At 65.6% G+C, this 17,758-nt stretch carries 20 protein-coding genes; 11 read left to right on the forward strand and 9 right to left on the reverse strand.

The window, feature by feature from the left end; translation table 11 throughout:
• Window positions 1–176: 176 nt before the first annotated feature.
• Window positions 177–851: a response regulator gene (locus tag BHU15_RS12045; protein WP_069627189.1), complete on the reverse strand. Its 675-nt coding sequence runs from the start codon at window positions 849–851 to the stop codon at window positions 177–179.
• A complete protein-coding gene (locus BHU15_RS12050) occupies window positions 848–2,494 on the reverse strand; it encodes a sensor histidine kinase (RefSeq protein WP_107422839.1) in 1,647 nt (548 codons plus the stop codon). The genes BHU15_RS12045 and BHU15_RS12050 overlap by 4 nt, the downstream gene beginning before the upstream one ends.
• A gap of 97 nt (window positions 2,495–2,591) precedes the next feature.
• Between BHU15_RS12050 and BHU15_RS12055 the strand changes: the two genes are divergently transcribed.
• From BHU15_RS12055 to BHU15_RS12070, 4 genes are read left to right on the forward strand one after another with little or no spacing between them, the layout of a single operon-like run.
• Window positions 2,592–3,593 carry a Bug family tripartite tricarboxylate transporter substrate binding protein gene (locus BHU15_RS12055; RefSeq protein WP_069627190.1) on the forward strand — a complete coding sequence of 334 codons (1,002 nt, stop codon included), beginning with the start codon at window positions 2,592–2,594 and terminating at the stop codon, window positions 3,591–3,593.
• Window positions 3,590–4,123: a tripartite tricarboxylate transporter TctB family protein gene (locus tag BHU15_RS12060; RefSeq protein ID WP_069627191.1), complete on the forward strand. Its 534-nt coding sequence runs from the start codon at window positions 3,590–3,592 to the stop codon at window positions 4,121–4,123. Before BHU15_RS12055 ends, BHU15_RS12060 begins: the two co-directional genes overlap by 4 nt.
• Window positions 4,123–5,622 carry a tripartite tricarboxylate transporter permease gene (locus tag BHU15_RS12065; RefSeq protein ID WP_069627192.1) on the forward strand — a complete coding sequence of 500 codons (1,500 nt, stop codon included), beginning with the start codon at window positions 4,123–4,125 and terminating at the stop codon, window positions 5,620–5,622. Before BHU15_RS12060 ends, BHU15_RS12065 begins: the two co-directional genes overlap by 1 nt.
• 10 nt (window positions 5,623–5,632) lie before the next feature.
• Window positions 5,633–6,028, forward strand: coding sequence for a universal stress protein (locus BHU15_RS12070; RefSeq protein WP_069627193.1), 396 nt, complete (start codon window positions 5,633–5,635; stop codon window positions 6,026–6,028).
• 361 nt (window positions 6,029–6,389) lie between these two features.
• Here the strand turns inward: BHU15_RS12070 and BHU15_RS12075 are convergent, their stop codons facing one another.
• From BHU15_RS12075 to BHU15_RS39720, 5 genes are all read right to left on the reverse strand, one after another.
• Entirely contained in the window at window positions 6,390–7,490 is a 1,101-nt protein-coding gene (locus BHU15_RS12075; protein ID WP_255293086.1) for an MrcB family domain-containing protein, read from the reverse strand.
• 240 nt (window positions 7,491–7,730) lie between these two features.
• Window positions 7,731–8,948, reverse strand: a complete 1,218-nt coding sequence (locus BHU15_RS12080; protein ID WP_255293087.1) for a NaeI family type II restriction endonuclease — start codon at window positions 8,946–8,948, stop codon at window positions 7,731–7,733.
• Window positions 8,949–9,004: 56 nt separating this feature from the next.
• Window positions 9,005–10,075, reverse strand: a complete 1,071-nt coding sequence (locus BHU15_RS12085) for a DNA cytosine methyltransferase (RefSeq protein ID WP_069627195.1) — start codon at window positions 10,073–10,075, stop codon at window positions 9,005–9,007.
• 398 nt (window positions 10,076–10,473) lie between these two features.
• Complete coding sequence (locus BHU15_RS39715) at window positions 10,474–11,364, reverse strand: S-4TM family putative pore-forming effector (protein WP_141726806.1); 891 nt, start codon at window positions 11,362–11,364, stop codon at window positions 10,474–10,476.
• A gap of 87 nt (window positions 11,365–11,451) precedes the next feature.
• Window positions 11,452–12,276 carry an SMODS domain-containing nucleotidyltransferase gene (locus BHU15_RS39720; protein WP_141726807.1) on the reverse strand — a complete coding sequence of 275 codons (825 nt, stop codon included), beginning with the start codon at window positions 12,274–12,276 and terminating at the stop codon, window positions 11,452–11,454.
• 230 nt (window positions 12,277–12,506) lie between these two features.
• On the opposite strand from BHU15_RS39720, the gene BHU15_RS38180 reads away from it, so the two are divergent.
• Both BHU15_RS38180 and BHU15_RS12090 read left to right on the forward strand, forming a co-directional pair.
• Window positions 12,507–12,989: a GntR family transcriptional regulator gene (locus BHU15_RS38180; protein ID WP_368483197.1), complete on the forward strand. Its 483-nt coding sequence runs from the start codon at window positions 12,507–12,509 to the stop codon at window positions 12,987–12,989.
• A complete protein-coding gene (locus BHU15_RS12090; protein ID WP_069627196.1) occupies window positions 12,986–13,558 on the forward strand; it encodes an HD domain-containing protein in 573 nt (190 codons plus the stop codon). Before BHU15_RS38180 ends, BHU15_RS12090 begins: the two co-directional genes overlap by 4 nt.
• Here BHU15_RS12090 and BHU15_RS12095 read toward each other — a convergent pair.
• Both BHU15_RS12095 and BHU15_RS12100 read right to left on the reverse strand, forming a co-directional pair.
• The gene (locus BHU15_RS12095; protein ID WP_069627197.1) at window positions 13,546–14,019 is read right to left on the reverse strand and encodes an NUDIX domain-containing protein; all 474 of its coding nucleotides are present in this window, start codon (window positions 14,017–14,019) and stop codon (window positions 13,546–13,548) included. The genes BHU15_RS12090 and BHU15_RS12095 overlap by 13 nt on opposite strands.
• Before the next feature lie 2 nt (window positions 14,020–14,021).
• Window positions 14,022–14,780, reverse strand: coding sequence for a helix-turn-helix domain-containing protein (locus BHU15_RS12100; protein ID WP_069627205.1), 759 nt, complete (start codon window positions 14,778–14,780; stop codon window positions 14,022–14,024).
• Between the two features lie 621 nt (window positions 14,781–15,401).
• Between BHU15_RS12100 and BHU15_RS12105 the strand changes: the two genes are divergently transcribed.
• Genes BHU15_RS12105 through BHU15_RS12125 form a run of 5 tightly spaced genes read left to right on the forward strand, consistent with a single transcriptional unit; the run spans window position 15,402 to window position 17,694 of the window.
• Window positions 15,402–15,692, forward strand: a complete 291-nt coding sequence (locus BHU15_RS12105) for a hypothetical protein (RefSeq protein ID WP_069627198.1) — start codon at window positions 15,402–15,404, stop codon at window positions 15,690–15,692.
• On the forward strand, window positions 15,689–16,069 hold the full coding sequence (locus tag BHU15_RS12110) for a hypothetical protein (RefSeq protein ID WP_069627199.1): 381 nt from the start codon (window positions 15,689–15,691) through the stop codon (window positions 16,067–16,069). The genes BHU15_RS12105 and BHU15_RS12110 overlap by 4 nt, the downstream gene beginning before the upstream one ends.
• Window positions 16,066–17,055 carry a DUF2637 domain-containing protein gene (locus BHU15_RS12115; RefSeq protein WP_069627200.1) on the forward strand — a complete coding sequence of 330 codons (990 nt, stop codon included), beginning with the start codon at window positions 16,066–16,068 and terminating at the stop codon, window positions 17,053–17,055. Before BHU15_RS12110 ends, BHU15_RS12115 begins: the two co-directional genes overlap by 4 nt.
• Window positions 17,055–17,426 (forward strand): RRQRL motif-containing zinc-binding protein, encoded by a 372-nt coding sequence (locus tag BHU15_RS12120; protein ID WP_069627201.1) that lies wholly within the window; start codon window positions 17,055–17,057, stop codon window positions 17,424–17,426. The genes BHU15_RS12115 and BHU15_RS12120 overlap by 1 nt, the downstream gene beginning before the upstream one ends.
• Window positions 17,427–17,469: 43 nt before the next feature.
• Entirely contained in the window at window positions 17,470–17,694 is a 225-nt protein-coding gene (locus tag BHU15_RS12125) for a hypothetical protein (protein ID WP_069627202.1), read from the forward strand.
• The last annotated feature ends 64 nt before the right edge of the window (window positions 17,695–17,758 follow it).

The following is a 17,758-nucleotide window of genomic DNA, read 5'->3' on the forward strand; positions in this document are numbered from 1 at the left end:
CACTCCACCCAGAGCGACACGGGCCCCGTCCCCTCCCCCCGCACACCGAGCCGGATGACCCGCCGCAGGAACAGCATCTGACACCCCGGAACGGGCGGAAGCCCTGGATCACGGCGAGTGGGTTCTGGGGCTTCCACTCACACTCCCCCATGTCGGCGGGAGCGGCGGGAGCGGACTCAGGCGCGCCAGCCGTAGCGGCGCTCGGGCCTGCCGGCGACTCCGTACCGCAAGGACACCTCGGCGCGGCCGGTGTCGTGGAAGTGTTCGAGGTAACGGCGGGCGCTGACCCGGGAGATACCGGCGAGGGCCGCGCACTCGGCGGCGGACAGCGTTCCGTCGGTACCGCCCAGGGTGCGTTCGATCAGCTCCGCGGTCTCCACGCTCATGCCCTTCGGCAGCGCGATGACCGGGGCCGGCCAGCCGGCCCCGGTCAGTACCCGGTCCACGTCGGCCTGGCCTCTGACGACTGTGGTGAGCAGGCTGTTGCGCTGGGCGGCGTACCGCTCCAGACGGGGACGCAGGTCGTCGAACTCGAAAGGCTTCAGCAGGTAGTTGACCACCCCCTGGCGGACGGAGCGGCGGACCGCCTCGACCTCGCGCGAGGCGCTGATCACCATGACGTCGCAGTCGTGCCCGGCGGTGCGCAGGCGCGGAATGACGTCCAGGCCGAACATGTCCGGAAGATAGAGGTCGAGCAGGACCAGGTCGGGCAGCAGTTCGCCGACGGCCGTGATCGCCTGCTCGCCAGTGTTGGCCGTGCCGACGACCCGGAAGGGGTCGACGCGTTCGACGAAGTTCTGGTGAACGCCTGCCACCATGAAGTCGTCGTCGACGATCAGTACGTCGATCATCGGGAGGCCCCTTCCGGTATCGCGCCGGCCGGGTTGCCGACGGACAACCTCGCGGTGAACATGGCGCCGTCGGGCGTGTTGGTCACGGCGACCTCGCCGCCGCGGCGCTCGCAGACGAGCCGGGTGAGCGCCAGCCCGATGCCACGCTCACCCTCTTGGGCAGCCTTCGTGGTGAAGCCGTGCGAGAAGACTTCCTGGGCGAGTTCGGGCGCCACGCCGGGGCCCGAGTCGCGCACCACGATCTCCACGCTGGACGCGTCCTGCCGCAGTTCGACCTCCACCCAGGCATCGCGACCGTCGTCGCCCGCCGCCGCGGCGTCGACGGCGTTGTCGACGAGGTTGCCGACCACCGTCGCCACCTCCACCGAGTCATCCGGCGCCAGCCGGTCGAGGGCCGTGTGCTCCGAGATGCGCAGCACGACCTTCCGTTCGGCCGCGAGCGACGACTTCGCCATCAGCAGAGCGCCGACGGCCATGTCCCTGACCCGTCTGGTCAGGGTCAGGTCCAGCGACTGGCGGTGCCGGCTCAGCGCGCGGACGTACCGCACCACCTCGTCGTGCTTGCCGATCTGGATCAGCCCGGAGATCGTGTGCAGCTGATTGGCGAACTCGTGGGCCTGCGCGCGCAACAGCTCGGCGGAGCTGCGGAACGATCCGATCTCGCGTTCCAGCTGCGCGAGTTCGGTGCGGTCCCGCAAGGTCGTCACCGAGCCGAGCCGGCGGCCGTCCTTGGTGACGGTCATCCGGTTCATCACCAGCACCCGGCCCCGGCGTATGACGACTTCGTCGCGCCGCTCCGCGGTCTCACCCGGAGATCCGGCGAGCACGTCGTGCAGTCGGCCCTCGATCCGGAGGTCGGCCAGGCTCATCCCCACACAGTGCTCGGGCAGGTCGAGCAACCGCCTGCCGACATCGTTCACCAGTGTGAGCCGCAACTGCGGGTCGAGGGCGACCACGCCCTCCGCGATCCCGTACAGCATCGCCTCTCGATGCTCGGCGAGCCCCGCGATCTCGCGTGGCTCCAGACCGAGAGTCTGGCGTTTGGTACGCCGGGCCAGCAGCCACGATCCGATCAGGCCGAGCCCGCTCGCGATGCCGAGGTAGGCGAGCAGATACGACGACGCGCCATTCAGCCGCTGCCAGATCGTCGGTGACGCCTCACCGATCATCACCATGCCCAGATGCTGGCCGAGACCGGGTTGGGCCGGCTTGAGCACCGGCACCTGGGCCACCAGCTGATGGGCACCGTCCAGGACCAGGTCGCCCGACCAGCCACGGGCCTCGGCGACGCCGGGGCCGAGCGACAACTGCGTACCGATCAACGTGGGATTCGTGGAGCTGACGATCCTGCCGCGGCTGTCGGCGACCGTCACGGAGGTGACGACGGACTGGGTACGCGTGGCCTGGACGAGCGGGGCGAGCGTCTCGCCCGGTGCCGGCCGGCCGAGCTGGCTGGACACCAAGGGGTTGCCGGCCAGCTGCTCGGCCAGCGCGGTGACCCGTCGTCCTTCGACCCGGTCGAAGGTCGCTTCCGACTGGGCCAGCGAGACGGCGGCCACCGCAAGCAGCACCACGACGACGATGGCGAGCTGGAGTACCAACAGCTCGCCCGCGAGGGTATGGCGGCGAAATGTGACGACCACAATTAACTCAATCTTCAATGCCGACACAACACAGACGTGGTATCCGGCGAGTCGCACAATCATGGCCTCCGACCGCCGGAAGAGAAAGAGACAAGCCATGAGAACTCGAAGAGCCGCTGTCGTCAGTGCCGTGGCCGCCATGTCCATGCTCGTGGTGGGCGCCTGCGGCGCCACCGCGGAGAAGAAGGGGACGGGCAAGAGCGACGGGCCCGTCACCGGCCTGCGGATCATGGTCCCCAACACCCCGGGCGGGGGGTACGACACCACGGCGCGGACGGCGGCCAAGGTGATGGAGGACGCCAAGATCGCGTCCGGTGTCCAGGTGTTCAACCTTCCGGGCGCCGGCGGCACGGTCGGTCTGCAGCGCACGGTGAACGAAAAGGGCAACGGCAAGCTCGCCATGCAGATGGGGCTGGGAGTCGTCGGCGCCGCGTACACCTCGAAGTCGAAGGCGACGCTCTCGCAGACCACACCGCTCGCCAAGATGGTGGAGGAGGCGGGCGCCGTCGTCGTCCCCAAGGACTCCCCGTACAAGACGATCGGCGATCTCGTCACGGCCTGGAAGAGCGACCCCAAGAACGTCGCCGTCGGCGGCGGCTCGTCGCTCGGCGGACCGGACCACCTGCTTCCGATGCAGCTCGCCAAGGCCGTCGGCATCGAACCGAAGAAGGTCAACTACATAGGTTACGACGGCGGTGGTGAGCTGCTCCCGGCGATCCTCGGCAACAAGATCGTCTTCGGTGTCAGCGGATTCGGCGAGTTCCTCGACCAGATCGAGGCGGGTCAGGTGCGGGTGCTCGCGGTGACCAGCGAGAAGCCGATCGAGGCCCTCAAGGATGCTCCGACGCTGAAGTCCGCCGGTATCGACATGGTCTTCACCAACTGGCGTGGAATCGTCGCCCCGCCCGGCATCAGCGAGGCCGACACGAAGGTCTGGGTCGACACGCTGACGGCGATGCACGGCTCCAAGGAGTGGGAGGCCGAGCTGACCAAGCACGGCTGGACCGACGCCTTCATGACGGGCGACGCGTTCGCCAACTTCCTGACGGACCAGGACAAGGCTGTCGCCGACATCCTCGCAGAGCTCGGTCTGGCATGAGCCTGGACGTCAACGCGGACACCGGCTCGGGTTCCCGCCCGTCCCCCGGCGGGGACCGCGCACAGTACGGCGTGTGCGCGTTCCTCGCCCTGCTGGGCGTGTTGGTGATCGTCGACGCCACCGGTATCGCGCACTCGACGAGCAGCACCGACCCGGTCGGGCCGCGCACGGTACCCGTGCTCCTCGGCGTGCTGCTCCTGGTGATCGCCCTGGTGTACACCGTCGATGTCGCGCGGGGCGGTCGCGCCGAACCGGAGGCCGGAGAGGACGTCGACCTGACGAATCCGGTCGACTGGCGGACGGTTCTGCTGCTGATCGGCGCGTTCGTCGTCAACGCGGTGCTGATCGAACCCCTCGGCTGGGTGATCAGCGGTGCCCTCCTGTTCTGGGGAACTGCCTTCGCTCTGGGCAACCGGCACTACCTTCGCAACCTGGCGATCGCCCTGGCGCTGTCGCTGACCACCTTCTACACCTTCGCGATCGGGCTCGGCGTCAATCTCCCGGCCGGCGTGCTGCAAGGAATCCTGTGATGGACAACCTGAACCATCTGCTTGAGGGGTTCGCGCACGTCGTCACCCCGATGAACCTTCTGCTGGCGCTGATCGGCGTCACCATCGGCACGGCGGTCGGGGTCCTGCCCGGCATCGGCCCGGCCATGACCGTGGCGCTGCTGCTGCCCGTGACGTACGGAATGGAGCCGACCCAGGCGTTCATCATGTTCGCCGGCATCTTCTACGGAGGCATGTACGGCGGCTCGACCACCTCGATCCTGCTGAACACACCCGGCGAGTCGTCCTCGGTCGTCACAGCCATCGAGGGCAACAAGATGGCGAAGGCCGGCCGGGCGGCGCAGGCGCTCGCCACCGCGGCGATCGGATCCTTCGTCGCCGGAACGATCGGCACTCTGCTGCTGGTGCTCGTCGCCCCGCTCGTGGTGGATTTCGCCGTCGGCCTCGGCGCACCGGACTACTTCGCGATCATGCTGCTCTCCTTCATCGCGGTCACCGCGGTACTCGGCTCCTCGCGCGTCCGCGGGTTCGCCTCGCTGATCGTCGGACTGGTGATCGGCATTGTCGGGATCGACTCGGTCTCCGGGCAGCAGCGGCTCACCTTCGGTGTCCCCCAACTCGCCGACGGCATTGATGTGGTGGTGGTCGCCGTCGGCATCTTCGCCGTCGGTGAGGCCCTCTGGGTGGCGGCGCATCTGCGGCGCCAGTCCGCGGGCGTGGTCCCCGTCGGTGTGCCGTGGATGGGCCGCGAGGACTGGAAACGGTCCTGGAAGCCATGGCTGCGCGGCACCGCCTTCGGCTTTCCCTTCGGGGCCATGCCGGCCGGCGGCGCGGAGATACCGACGTTCCTGTCGTACGCCACGGAGAAAAAGCTGACCAAGTACCCCGAGCAGTTCGGCAAGGGGGCGATCGAGGGAGTCGCCGGCCCGGAAGCGGCGAACAACGCGTCCGCGGCGGGCACGTTGGTGCCGATGCTCGCCATCGGGCTCCCGACGAACGCGACCGCCGCGGTGATGCTCGCGGCATTCCAGTCGTACGGCATCCAGCCCGGCCCTCTGCTGTTCGAACGCGAGTCGGGGCTGGTCTGGGCGCTGATCGCCAGCCTGTTCATCGGCAATCTGCTGCTGCTCCTGCTGAATCTGCCGCTCGCGCCGGTCTGGGCCAGACTGCTGCGGATACCGCGCTCCTATCTGTACGCGGGGATCGTGTTCTTCGCGTCGATGGGTGCCTACGCGGTCAATGCCCAGCCCCTGGACCTGTTCCTCCTCCTGACGCTGGGGCTGATCGGTTTCGGCATGCGGCGATTCGGACTGCCGGTGCTGCCGCTGATCGTCGGCGTCATCCTCGGCCCCCGCGCGGAACTGCAGGGCCGGCGGTCACTTCAGCTGTCGGGCGGCGAACTGTCCGGTCTGCTGGGCGGACCGGTGTCCTATGTGATCTACACGGTGATCGTGCTCGTACTGGTCTGGCCCCTGCTCCGCCGGTACGTCGTCCGTCCGCTCGTCAAGCGACAGGCCTGAAAGGACAGCCATGACGGTACTGGTGGGATACGTGCCCACGCCGGAGGGAGAGGCGGCCCTGCGCGCGGGAGTCGCCGAGGCCCGCAGCCGGGGCGAGACCCTGCTGGTGATGAACACCTCGCGAGGCGACGCGTACGTCGACCGCGGTCTCGCAGAGCAGAAAGACCTCGCCCATGTCCGGCGAGACCTGACCGGGCAGGGTGTCGACTTCGACATACGCCAGGTGATCGGCGGGCGCGATGCCGCCGAGGAGATCGTCGAGCTGGCGGAGTCGCCCGAGATCTCCCTGGTGGTGATCGGCCTGAGACACCGCAGCGCGGTCGGCAAGCTCCTCCTGGGGTCCTCGGCGCAGCGGATCCTCCTGGATTCACCGTGCCCGGTCCTCGCGGTGAAAGCGGATTCCTGACATTCCGTCGCCTCGGGGTGCGTCACCGAAGGACCCGACGCCACCGCCGACCCACCCGCCAAAAGCAAAAGCCCCAGATCACGGCGAGTGAGTTCTGGGGCTTGAGCGGAGCCGCCTTCGGGATTCGAACCCGAGACCTACGCATTACGAGTTGTCCGATCTTGCTCCGGGGGCATCCAGGCACGTCCACGCAACAGGCTGCGAGGCTGGTCAGAGCCATTGCCGTACGTGGCTGGACCGTGGTGGACGCCCCAGGAATCCGCCGGGAATGAGACCGGAACTGAGACCCGCCTAGAGCGACAGGTAGCCCTCTCTGCGGGGGGGGATACCGAGGGAGGAAGCCGCGAGCTCGCCAACTACCTCACAGTCCGGTTCGGTGGATGTAGGAGATGACGGTCAGGGTCTCCTCCTCGATGGTCCACGGCGAGGTGCAGTGGAGGACTCCTCCGGTCGCGGTCACAGGTTCGGCGGTGCGATTCAGTTCGATGGAGTGAACGATCACAAGGGCGTTGTGCGGCGCGAACTTGCGCTGCCATTCGACCTCGGCCCGCGTCAGGATGATCTGGCTGCCGTCGGACGTGGTCCCCTTCACCTCTACGTGGAGCTTTTCGTCCCCACGTGTCAGGTGCAGGTCGTACGGCTTGCTGGCGCCGACGTCCTTCACGGTCCATCCCTGGGCCTGGAAGTGCTGAGTGGCGAGCAGGACGCTGCGCTCCTCGACGGCCTCGCGCTCGGCGGCGGTCATGAGGAACCCTTGGCCGCCCTTTCGGGCGCTCCTGCGGTTCGCGGTGGTGGCCGCGCTCTGGGTTGCCTCTCGGACCTCGACCGGCAGGTCGCCGGGAATGTAGGTCGTGTCGTCTGCGGCCTTGTAGAGACGCCCCAGGAGCCGTGCCATGAAGAGTAGATCTTCGCTCAGGACGTCCGAGTTGGGGATGGCATCGCGCTGGTACTCGATGGCGACGACGTTGCCAGGTTCGTAGCCTTTGCCGAGCTTCGTGCGTGCGTTGAGGTTGATCTGGGTCAGCAAGTCTGTCCGCTCGGTGGCAACTTGCTCGATGAGCGGGTGGGCCCAGTCGATGCGCTTCTTCAGGGCGGCAGGTTCGCGGGGCTTGAGGTCGCCGGCGATCCACTCGGTGGTGCCTTGGTTGAGCGACAGGTAGACGCGTTCACCGTTGCCGCTGAACAGATAGACGATGTACCAGCCGTCGGTCGCGCTCGGGGTTCTGCTCTTCGAGTAGACGCGGGTCCATGCGACTTCAGACCTCTGGCCGGCCCCGTCCTTGCCCTCCACTCCTAGGTCGGCGAGGGGTATCTCCATGGCTGCGGCGAGAGCTTCGGCATGCTGGCGCAGCCAGTCGCGGATCTCGGTACGAACGACGAAGCCACGGCGCTGCATCTCTTCGGTGTTCTTGGCCTGCCACACCTTCTGAAGGCCGAGCACCTCATTCAAGAGTTCATCCACGCCCGAACAGTAGCTACGGGCACTGACATCGGGCTGCGAAAGTCGATCTCAGATGTACGGCGGCCCTGCCAGCATGGCGGTCGTGCCTGTGGCGTAGCGCGCTGCCAGCACCGCTCGGGGGTTTCCCGCCGGGTGTCTGGGAATGGCGCAGGCGACAGCCCCGGCGATGCTCATGGATCCTGACGGCCCAGCCTCAGATTCTGCTGGGCCGTCGTGCTGCTGAGATGTCTGAGTGAGCAACTACGAGGTGACATCAACCCCGGAGCGGTTCTGCCCGTCAATCTGTCGTTTGTCGGGAAGGTCGGGCGCTGGAACGGGGTCAAGATGCAGCTCGTCCTCACGAGCGCGCGCCCAGAACTCGCCGTCCAATGAAAACTTCGGTCGCGCATCGTCATATGAGACAGGAACGAGGCGGGTGGAGATCCATTCGCCCTTGATCGGTACCGGCAATTCGAGAGCGCGGGCGATGTGAGGGTGTGATCCCTGGTGCCCCAGCACGACGATGCCTCGCTCACGCAGCTGTATCCGTGCGTCACGGGCTCGCTTTGGCGAGTCGTCCTGCTGGGCAACGGTCAACACCGTTTGGCGACCGATGAGCCGATCCGGCACCTCAAGGAATAGCTGGTTCACCCGCTGCTGTCCCGACGAAGCTCGCCCCGCCCGTGATGCGCCAAGAATCCGCTTGCGTGTTTCGGGTTCCAGGTGGAGGAGCAGGTTCGTCGGCAGGTCCTTCTGGAGCCCACCCCAGAGCCAGTACACATCGGACTTCGTGCTGTGGTCGATCTTGCGCTTGTTGTCTCGGTTGTAGGCGCGGACGAGTTCGCCACTCGCATCCCGCGTTTGCTTCCAGCGCAGGCGCTCGTCGGTGATCCGCACTATGCCCACGGCCCACTCGCTCCTGTCGTCGTTCATCCAGGTCAGGACCGCGACGTGGTCGGCGCGACCACCACGCTCGCCGTGAGCCGCGCACACATACATCTCCATCGGAATCTCCCAACCGCCGAGATCCTTGGAAAACTTGCAGTCGATGTCGCGGTCAGCGATGGACCAGTCGAGATCCGCGCCGTTGTCGATGTCGAACTCCTTGGTGAGGTTCACCTCGACGGCGGTGCCAAGATACGTCTTCTCGGTCTTCGTCAGGTGCTGGTACGCCCAGCGCCCCGTCCGCCGACCGTCGAGCAATTCATCGAGGGAGTCACGCAGTGCCCATCGGAAGCGCTCCCGCGCCTCAGGCTGGTTGTAGAACCATTCCACGAACGGGGCAAGGTCATCGGGTGCGGGCTGCGTAAGGCACGACTGGATCTGCCACTCGCGCGGCACCCTGCCCATGTCCTCGCGAGGGGGATCCCATGTGCGGAACGTATTGCGGCGCGAGTGCTTCGCCGCCAACGCTCGCGACTCCTGCATGCCAACCTGGGCGGCATCCTGCGGGAACGGCAAACCCATTTGTATCGTCACGCGCTGAAGTCTGTCAGCAGGCACCGCACCGGGTTCACCGAACCCCCGCGCGGTTGTCAATCAGCTGGAGACGCATCCTCGACCGGCCGGCGAACCGTCCACGTGTTGAGGCCCTGTAGCTTGTCTTCACTGGGGCTGACCCAGCCGAATGCGGCGCTGAGGACGTGCATGGCCAGCCGGGGAGGCACGGCGTTGCCAATCTGCTGACCGACGTCACGTCCGGACCACGGGTAGTTGGTCGGAAAGGTCTGGAGGCGACCTGCTTCGGAGAAGGAGAAGCGGTCGAGTTCGGAGCCGTCCGGGCCGACTACACGGTTGCGGGAGATCTTCCCCGTGACCGTGGCGGACGGCTCGTCAGACCGCCTGCGACCACGGGCTTTCGGGTCGCCCCCGGTGCCGTAGTTGGAGATGACCTCGAAGGCGGTCGATCGGTTGACCACGTCGGCCATCGTCCGCCACGGCAACAGGTCCTTGTCTCCGGAGTCTCGGGCGACGCCCTTGCGATAGATGCGGTGTGTCGCTGATGGGAGCGTCACCGGATCCTTGCCGTATCGGGCGATCAGGACGGCCCGCCGACGGGTTTGTGGGACGCCGAACGCTTCGGTGTGCAGGATATCGCAGTCAACCTGATATCCCTCATCGATCAATGCCGTCTCGTATGCCTTCCACACCGGAAGTACAGCGGGCACCTGCTCAAGGACGATCGCCCGGTAGGGGCGTTCGAGTTTGTCGATAGCGTCGAGCGCCCACATGAGAGGTTGCAGGACGAGTCCCGTCCGCTCGTCGTCCAGTTTGGTGAGGTCCTTCTCGATCTCCTCGCGGTCCTCTCGGGCAACCAGCCGTTCCACAAACCTCAGAACGTCGTCAAGGGCCCTGCGGCCGACGCCAGTTCCCGCGACCGTGAACGTCTGACAGGGAGGCCCGCCAGCCAATACATCGGCCTCGCGGAAATCGGAGGGCCCAAAGAGGCGAACGTCACCCTCGGCGGTCTCCAGACCCGCGGCACGGCGGGTGGTGCATGCGGCCGAGTCCCATTCGACCCCCACCGTGGGGACACCGAGCTTCTCCGCTGCCACGTCGAGTCCGCCAGGGCCGGCGAAAAGGTCCACGATTTTGGTGGGCTGCACTCGGGTCTCCAGATGTGTCGTAACGGGGCGATGCTGCTCCGAGCTCGGTGAGCCCGGTTGCCCGCTCTGACTGGCGCTCGCCGGCGACCATGCAGCGTATCGCGAGGCACGGACAGCGAAGCCTCATGCTCCCGTGATGTCGTCCCGCCATGACGGCAGCCTCTCAGGCAACCACGAGGGGTCGAGGCTTGCTGAGGTAGCTCCCGCGAGATGTGCCCCGCCGGGTTGCCCCCAACACGCTTTCCAACTGTGCGCATGGCCGTTCGGGGGCGTCTGGGAGGGTCCGGCAGGCACGTCAGGCAGGGTGCGCGTACGAAGGCGAACGGTGGTGTTCGCTGACGGACTGGACAAAGACCAGGACAACGAGCCGTCCGGCATCAGGACTAGAAGACTCGATCTCAGGTGCTGCTATCGGACCTGCCCGCCTGCTGGCGCAGTTGCGAAGCGGCTGTTTTCATCACCCGTTCATTGACCGCACGCTTCATCTTGTAAATCAGATCCGGTACGAGAGGTGTTGAGCGCCGTAGGTCGTACATACTTTCCTGCCAGACGAGCAGGTCGTTACCTTCAATCGAATTTGCGTCGGTTCGCATGCGACTTTCGATAGAACGTGTAAGATCTCTCCGGTCTCGCGCGGCACGCCGGATTCCGAAAATATATCGGATGACGTCAAGGAACGATGGCATTACTGGAAGTGCGACACCAACTAGGAACGTGATAAGCGAAAGCTTAACCGAAACAGTTGCCACGATGAGCGTGAGGCCCCAAGCAACAGTTAGTGATACCCAGACAATTGCTGTTGAACGCAGCAGTCTGTCTGAATAAGACGCGTTGGCCCGCTGCGAGATAGCAACCGTCAAAATCTCAGGATCACTGGGGTCGATCGGATACCAATCCAAGAGCTTCTCGTCAGTAGCGATTCGCCTAAGCTCTGGGTCAGGCCCTGCAACCTCGGAGATTTCCTCGATTGACGGTAGTGCCGACCTGTCAACGCTGGTCGGCATTCCGAAGACGTAGAAGTCGAATTGCTCTTGGACGGTTGCAGCCTTGGTGACGCCAATTGATTGGGCATTGATCAATACGCTCTGCCCTAGAAAGATCCACAGCCCTGCAATCGCGCCGGATACTACTGCGAGGTCCGGCCAAATGACGGAGATGACAGGAGCGCCGAGCCCGATAATCAGCATCCCGAACCAGCGAAGCGCCAGCCATCTCTTCGCTTTTGAGTAAAGGCGACGCTGCGCGATGAGGAACCGCAAAGCGTCATCTTGGTTCTGTCGCGCCTGCATGTGCGCGCTCGAAGGTGGTGTGTAGTCCGGTTGTGGCCCTGTCGTCATTTGCGCAGCCGCATCTGTAGCGTAAACACTAAGATATATCTACTGATTGAAGAGAAGCTTGAGCTGATCAATGGCACTTTCGTTGTCGCCTTCATGGGCGAAGTCCTTGGCTTTTTGTGCGCGGGAAACAGCCCTGCCAAGCTTTGACATAGCATCCTGACGATTCGATTCGGAGGAGCACGCGCCGAATCGCGATCCCAGTCCTGTTGGGTCGTTCATCGATGCTAGTTCGACGTCATGCATCTTTCTGAGTGTGAGGTACAAGTCCCAAAGAGGGGAGTACGTGTCCTCACCGTCGAGATGCTTAGCTGTCCTCATCTCCAGATAGCAGGAGGACACTGGTACGTTTCGCTTGTACTTCCAAATCTTGACTCGCCGCGCCAGTCGTTTTGCCGCACCGTCGTGTTTTTTGTTGACATCGTTTACGTACCGGTTGTGATCCTTCGGGAATGTCTTCATCCACCCGTCTGAAGGATCAGCGATCCAATAACCGGCAGGTGCCGGATATGCTGGAACAACTTCCACGTCAGCGTCTGAGAATCGACATACTACGGCCGGTCGGCGGATCACGATCTCTGACGTCGGGAATCGTTCCTTGAGGGTATCTTTAGCTTTGTTCAACATCGTCCATGGTGAGCCTGGTTGGATTCCTTTAAGGGATACCAAATAATCGGCGTCACTGTAATTCCATACACCAGTTCCGTGTTTTAGTGAACCAATCTCGAACATCTCATGCAGGCCCAGGGTGGCGTCAAGGCGTGACTCAATGGACCCCCGATGCCGCCGTGCAGCGTCGAACTGTGAAGTAGTTGGTGTGTACAGCGTGGTCAACTCATTGAGCCATGTGATCGGTGACTGAGCCACGACGCCCCCTTGATGTTCTGTTATGGAACCGTCACTACAGGTGATTCGAGCCCCAACGATACTGGCGAGCAACGACATTGGAGGGCGACCTGTGGAAGTCCACGAGACTTGGGGCCATCGACGGCTTCCAGCGTCCCCGCTGCCGCTGGAGTCTGCGAACTGAGCCGACCCGTCGTGCGAGGCTCAGGTGTTGCTATAGCCATACGTTGACGGGTACAGACCCAAGTGCGATGAGGGGAGAGCAGGTGGCACAGCAGGCAAGCCCACGGGGGACGTTCCTGAAGATCGCAGACGCGCTAAAGGCTCAGATTGCGGCTGACCCACGGATAGTGGAGCTTCCTTCCTTGCGCGATCTCACGAGCGATCACGGCATCTCTCGTGGGGTAGCGCTTCGGGCGTTCGGTGTGCTCAAAGATCAGGGGCTCGCTGAACCGGCTCCAGGTGGGCGCTGGCGAGTCATCAGGGCGGGAGAGCGTACGGACCGTAGGTCGTTGGCTGAACGGATTGCTGACGTGATCTCGATAGACGAGCTCGGGGTGGGAGATCCGTTCCCAAGCGCATCAGCCCTCAGCACCCGCTTCGGCGTATCCAGACCGACGGTCGGTAAGGCACTGGACAAGCTGGAAGCCGCTGGCCTGCTGTCAGAGGGCAGGCAAGGCAAGGTGCGGACTGTACGAGCGCTGCCGAGTGGACAGGAGAGTTCCCCATCTTGAGTACTACCGGACTGGTCGAGTGGGCTTACCCGATTGCTGAATCCCTGCTGTCCGAACCGTTGCCGCGCCGTTGGGCCCATTCTCAGGGGGTGGCAGAACGGTCCCGGTCGCTGGCCCCGATCCTCGGTGCCGATGCGGACTTGATGGAGGCTGCCGCAGTTCTCCACGACATCGGGTATTCGCCCGACCTCGCTAAGACTGGCTTTCACCCGCTCGACGGCGCCCGTTACTTGCGCGACGTGGCCCAAGCCGATGGGCGTCTTGTGCGGCTGGTCGCGCACCACTCATGCGCCTGGATGGAAGCGGAAGCGCGTGGGATGCGCGACGAGCTTGAAGAAGAGTTCCCGCGGGAGCTCCCGCACCTCGCCGACGCACTCTGCTACTGCGACATGAACACGACGCCGGACGGGACGCCGACGAACCCCGTGGACCGGGTTAACGAGATCGCCGGACGCTACGGTCCCGACAGCCTGATCGGGACGTTCATCCGCCGTGCTGAACCTGAGATCCTCGCCAGCACGGCGCGCGTCCTCGAACGCCTGGCCGCTGTCCAGCGTCAGCCGATGTAAGGGGACGTCCGCCCCTGCTCCATCGCGTGCTCGATGCGGAGCCGCATGGTGGGGTGGACGTCGTACGAGTCCAGGTCCGCCGGGTCCACCCAGCGGACTTGAGTCGTCTCGTCGCTCGTACGGATCTCGCCGCCGACCGGTCGTGCACGGAAGCAAATGCTGAACTGCTGTCGTGCCTCGCCGTCGTCGTAGAGCATCACGTGACCGGGGTCGGTGTAGATCCCCGACATCCCGTCAACTTCGGCTTCGATGCCTGTCTCTTCCCACACCTCGCGCACCACGGTGTCACTGATGGACTCGCCGACGTCGTGCCCGCCGCCGGGCAGTGCCCACCGGCCGTTGTCCGAACGCTGGATCATCAACACCTGACCCGCCTGGTTCTGGACGAAAGCGACGACGGACGGTACGACCGAGTTCGCCGGCGGGGCGTCAGGGTCGTGAAGGTAGTCGATACGTCCCATGCTCAGGCTCCTGTGATGTCGTGCTCCGTTACCTGGCGACCGCCTGTCCAGGTCTGCTCGATGCTATTCGCGTACGTGTCGAAGAGACCGCCGCCGGGGAGTCTCCGCAGGTGCAGGACGGGCGCCATGTACGCGCCGATGCCGTAGACGTGCGTGTTGACCAACATCTCGTCGTCGGCCCGGAAGAGCGAGTTATAGAGCGTCGCATCGTGGAGCCGGAAACCGATGTCAGGGTGAGTTGAGAAGAGGGGCAGGTAGTTCACCAGAGCGTTGCGGATCTTCCCATCCATGATGCGGTGACCCTCGTCTATGCCGCGCTGCTGGACAGCAACGCAGCCGGGATCCCCGAGCATGAGACGAACCTGCGCGCCTGCCTCCGACTTCATCCGGAGAAGGGCGAGGAACTGCGGATCCTCGGACAGCCACAGTCCGGCGTACACGAGTGCGTCGATCCGGCGCGACGCACGCCCGTACATCTCCCGCCACAAGTCGGCGGGGACCATGTGACGGTGAGGGTAGACAGTGAGGATTTCCGCCCGGCTCAGGTCCGCAGAGGTATCGACCGCGCGGGCGTCCTCCCACAGCGTCGTGACGTCGACTTTGAGCATGGACGCGGTGGCGTACTGGTGGCGCCGGTACGGCACCTTCCCTTGCGTGATCCAGCGCTCAACCGTCTTGGGGTTGACCTCGATCGCCTCTGCGAGTTGTTGCACGGTCAGCCCCTGAGCTAAGAGCGCTGACCGCAAGCGTTCGTTGGGCATCTCCACCCCCGGAGGGACGTCTTGGGATCTCTTGACGGTAGCCAGATCGACCCAAGGTGTCCATCGGGGGGGTAACCATCGCCCCTGGCCTGGGGTGATTCTGATGGTGCGCCAGGAAGTCCCGGCGCGAAAGCGGGAAGTTCCGCCGGCGTACTTGACGGAACTTCATGCGATACCTGTAATAGAGGTACTGCATTGGTTTGCGGTCCTCGGACGGCGAACCGGTCAACAACTCCACAGCGTGATCCACCGTGTTCTGACGGCCGTGACTTCACCGGTCGGGGCGAGTGGAGACCAGTCGAGTCCTCCTTAGGGAGGGGCGACTCAAAAGAACGGATCTGCCCCGAAGGTGGGCACGCCGCGCGATGAGACCGAGAAGGCGATTCCTCGGGAGAGCGGGACTGAGGCGCAGATCCATATCGCGTACGACGGGCTGCCACCTCTCGCACAAGGTGGCCGGCGCGGCTCAGGCCCGCGCACTCCACACGTTGTATCGCCCTGATGGTCGTAGGCCGGGTTCGACTCCCGGTCGGGGCACTCCATCCGCGAACGGCGAACGGTCCGGCGTTGCACCGCCGGACCGTTCTTCGGGCCGTTCCCACCTGATGAGGAGTTCGACCCATGAGAGTCATCGTTGCTGGTCATACGGCCGTTACGGCTGATGAGTTCGTTGAGCTGGCCCTGGGTACGCCGCTGGAGTTGTGGCTGGGTGTCGAGGGTGAGAGCGAGATGGAGCGGGCCGCCCGCGAGGACGCGGCGCGAGACATCCTCGCGGACGACCCGTCTCTGGTGGACCGTGCGAGCACGGTTGCCGCGGAGACGGTCGAGGCGCTGGCGCCGGACCTGTTCAACGTCGTCACCCTGCCGCGCGTGGCCCGCCGGGTGCGTGCGGGGAAGAGGGCCGCGGCATGAACGCTCTCTCACTCGCCGATCTGTCCGTGCCCCTGCGGGCGCTGCGCATGCTGGCGGTCGAGTTTCCGGGCCTCCCGGCGGTGGATGTGCGGGTGTCGCCGATCCACCCGGACCTGCTGAACCTCTCGCTCCATCACGACCTGCCCGCGTTCGAGGCGTGGCGGTACGCGCTGGTCATTAGCCCGGACGCGGTGGCCTGGCACGGCGACGCCGGGACGTTCTGGCTTGAGGGCCACACGACGTTCGCCGGGGCCCGTGTTCACCTGACGGGCTTCGCGAAGCTCGAACTACCGGTGCTGGCCGTACCGGAACCGGTCTCGGCAGAGGGTTCGGCGCGGCCGGTGGCCGTGCTCGGGGTGCGGGAGGTGGCGGGGTGAACAGTGTTCATATCCGTTCAGCGGAGCGCGCGTTGTCGGTCGGGACGTGGCTGATCGTCTGCGGCGCGATGCTCTACTCGATCCTCACCGTGACCCCGCTGATGGCCAAGCACACGCCGGCCGAGTGGGCATGGACCGCGCCGATCCTGCCGCTCGTGGTCGACGCCGCGGTCGTCATCGTGGTCCGCCTCGACGCCGTACTCGCCCGCCTGGGCGGCCACGGCGGCCGGTGGCCCATCGTGCTGCGATGGATGACCGGCTGCATGACCCTCGCACTCAACGTCGCCGACTCCGCCCTGAAGAAAGACCTGGTGGGCGTGGCAGTGCACGCGGTCGCCCCGCTGCTGCTGATCGTCACCGCGGAGACCGGACTCGCCTACCGGCGCGCCATCACCGCCGCCCTGACCGCGCAGGAAGCCCGGCAGAAAGCCGAGCAGACCGAGCGCGAGCAGGCCGCCACCGAGCGGCGTGAGGCTGACGAGCGGCGGGCCCGCGAGGAACGCGACCACGCCGCCCAGCTGGTGCGTGAGCAGCGCGAGCACGAGGCGCGGCTGGCCCGTGAACAGACCGAGCGGGAAGAGGCCGCGCGGCGTGAGGAACGCGAGCAGAACCAGGCTCGCGAGCAGGCGGAGCGCGAGGCCCGTGAACGCCGTGAACGCGAGCGTGAACAGCAGCAGCGGGAGCGTGAACGCCTCGAACACGAAGCCCGCGAACGCCGCGAAAACGAGCGCCGGGAGCGGGAAACCGTTGCCGCGCGTGAACAGCTTGAGCGTGAGGAGCGGGCCGCGCGTGAACGCGCCGCTCTCCTCTCCTTCGGCCCGACCGCGGTGAAGCTCCCCGAGGACCACGCCCGGCAGATCGTCCGGGCCGCGTTCGATGAAGGGCTGCCGGTACGGTCCGCCGCCGAGCTGTGCGGCTGGTCGGTCGGTTGGGTCTCCGCCCGCTACCAGGACCTGCGCGACACGACACAGTCGGCGGTGGCCTGATGTCCCCGACGTTCGGCAAGTGCTACGACCCTTCCTGCGCCCGCCACGGCATACCGACGTTCCCCTGGAAGTACGCCCCGGACGGCTACGCCACCCGCCGGCAGTTACGGGCCCGCGGGCTCCGTCCCGGCGGGCAGGAGATCGCGGCACAGGTGATGCGCCGCTCGCGCCGCCGCAAAGGCGGTGTCGCGGTCGCCTACCTCTACCGCCTCGACGCGGCCAAGCCCGTACGCCCCATGACACCGGCCAAGTGGTCCGCCGTGGCCAAGGCGATGCTCGCCCGCCGAACCTGCCCCAACTGCCGCACCGACGCCGGGTACTGCATCCCGCGGTCGCTCGGCATGTGCGTCCCCTGCGCCTACCCCAACTGAGCAGCGCGCCGCCTGAACGCCCCGACCATCCAGGAGATTCATCGTGACCAGTCAGCCGCACGCCCGGTCGCAGGGCAGCCATTTCTTCGTCCTGACGGTGGAGAAGCCGGGTCTTGCTTCGGCCACGTCCAGCGGCAGTTACACCCCGCCCGCCGGGGCCACTCGCGTGGACGCGTTCAACGCGCTCTACGCGGAGCTGACGGCTTCGGCCCCCAGGCTGCACCGGGCGAACGTCGTCTTCTTCTCCCTCGAACTCAACCGAATCTGACCCGCCATCACCCGAGGCCCGGCCACCAGCCTCCACAGCATCCGGCCGGGCCTCGGGTGATGGC

This window comes from Streptomyces niveus, from assembly GCF_001723055.1.
GTDB classification, from domain to species: domain Bacteria; phylum Actinomycetota; class Actinomycetes; order Streptomycetales; family Streptomycetaceae; genus Streptomyces; species Streptomyces niveus.

Coding starts and splice junctions, on each gene's coding strand:
- BHU15_RS12045 (WP_069627189.1), bottom strand. CDS start 851: ATGATCGACGTACTGATCGTCGACGACGACTTCATGGTGGCAGGCGTT.
- BHU15_RS12055 (WP_069627190.1), top strand. CDS start 2,592: ATGAGAACTCGAAGAGCCGCTGTCGTCAGTGCCGTGGCCGCCATGTCC.
- BHU15_RS12060 (WP_069627191.1), top strand. CDS start 3,590: ATGAGCCTGGACGTCAACGCGGACACCGGCTCGGGTTCCCGCCCGTCC.
- BHU15_RS12065 (WP_069627192.1), top strand. CDS start 4,123: ATGGACAACCTGAACCATCTGCTTGAGGGGTTCGCGCACGTCGTCACC.
- BHU15_RS12070 (WP_069627193.1), top strand. CDS start 5,633: ATGACGGTACTGGTGGGATACGTGCCCACGCCGGAGGGAGAGGCGGCC.
- BHU15_RS39715 (WP_141726806.1), bottom strand. CDS start 11,364: ATGCAGGCGCGACAGAACCAAGATGACGCTTTGCGGTTCCTCATCGCG.
- BHU15_RS38180 (WP_368483197.1), top strand. CDS start 12,507: ATGAGGGGAGAGCAGGTGGCACAGCAGGCAAGCCCACGGGGGACGTTC.
- BHU15_RS12095 (WP_069627197.1), bottom strand. CDS start 14,019: ATGGGACGTATCGACTACCTTCACGACCCTGACGCCCCGCCGGCGAAC.
- BHU15_RS12100 (WP_069627205.1), bottom strand. CDS start 14,780: ATGCCCAACGAACGCTTGCGGTCAGCGCTCTTAGCTCAGGGGCTGACC.
- BHU15_RS12105 (WP_069627198.1), top strand. CDS start 15,402: ATGAGAGTCATCGTTGCTGGTCATACGGCCGTTACGGCTGATGAGTTC.
- BHU15_RS12110 (WP_069627199.1), top strand. CDS start 15,689: ATGAACGCTCTCTCACTCGCCGATCTGTCCGTGCCCCTGCGGGCGCTG.
- BHU15_RS12120 (WP_069627201.1), top strand. CDS start 17,055: ATGTCCCCGACGTTCGGCAAGTGCTACGACCCTTCCTGCGCCCGCCAC.